The sequence below is a fragment of the Winogradskyella pelagia genome (assembly GCF_017581965.1).
Lineage (GTDB): Bacteria > Bacteroidota > Bacteroidia > Flavobacteriales > Flavobacteriaceae > Winogradskyella > Winogradskyella pelagia.
This window is the reverse complement of sequence record NZ_JAGEVF010000043.1, coordinates 1-709: the sequence shown is the minus strand read 5'-3', so window position 1 is coordinate 709 and position 709 is coordinate 1. Positions and strand designations below refer to the sequence as shown.

The following is a 709-nucleotide window of genomic DNA, read 5'->3' as shown; positions in this document are numbered from 1 at the left end:
TACCAATGGATCCGTTACCGTAACATTGGTTAAGGTCACGTTACCCGTATTGGTCACCGTAAAGGCATAAGTGATCGTATCTCCAGCATCCGCAACACCGTCGCCACCATCGTTCAAGGTGTCCACCTTGATAATAGTTATTTCAGGTGTTTGAGGGATAACTGTCGTTGTTGGATCATCGGGTTCTCCATCTCCGTTAGTATCTATATCCCTTGGGTTATTAGGGTCGTCACTATCATCTGTTACTGGGTCCCCTAATGGAGCTGTTGCATTCGTAGTTGCTTGATTTATTATGGTTCCTAAATCAATATCAGCCTGTGTAATAGCATAAGTTGAAGTGAATACTATTGTCCCTGGTCCTACTATTAAGTCCTGTAGATCACCTTGTCCATCTTCATCACTTCCACCACTTGCATAAATAGGAGTTGGTAATGTTCCTGTTCCTGTGAAATCAGCTGCGTTCTCAGCAACATCAATGTCAAAAAGAGTGACGTTACCAGTATTAAACACCGTATATGTGTATGTAATTATATCTCCTGGAGTTGCCACGCCATCAGTACCTAAATCTAAGGCACTAACTTTTTCAATACTCATACTTGGATTTTGCGGCAGGGTCGTTACCGTTGGGTCGTCTGGGTTACCATCAGAATCACTGTCGTTATCTGTAGCATCGTCCGGATCGTCCGATAAGCTCGTTACAGTAGTACTA

The 709-nt window shown here is 43.2% G+C and carries 1 protein-coding gene; it reads right to left on the bottom strand.

Annotated elements, in window-relative coordinates; all coding sequences use genetic code 11:
• Positions 1-709: CLIPPER-2 domain-containing protein (locus tag J4050_RS15175; protein ID WP_208155463.1), on the bottom strand; the 709-nt coding region annotated here is incomplete at both ends.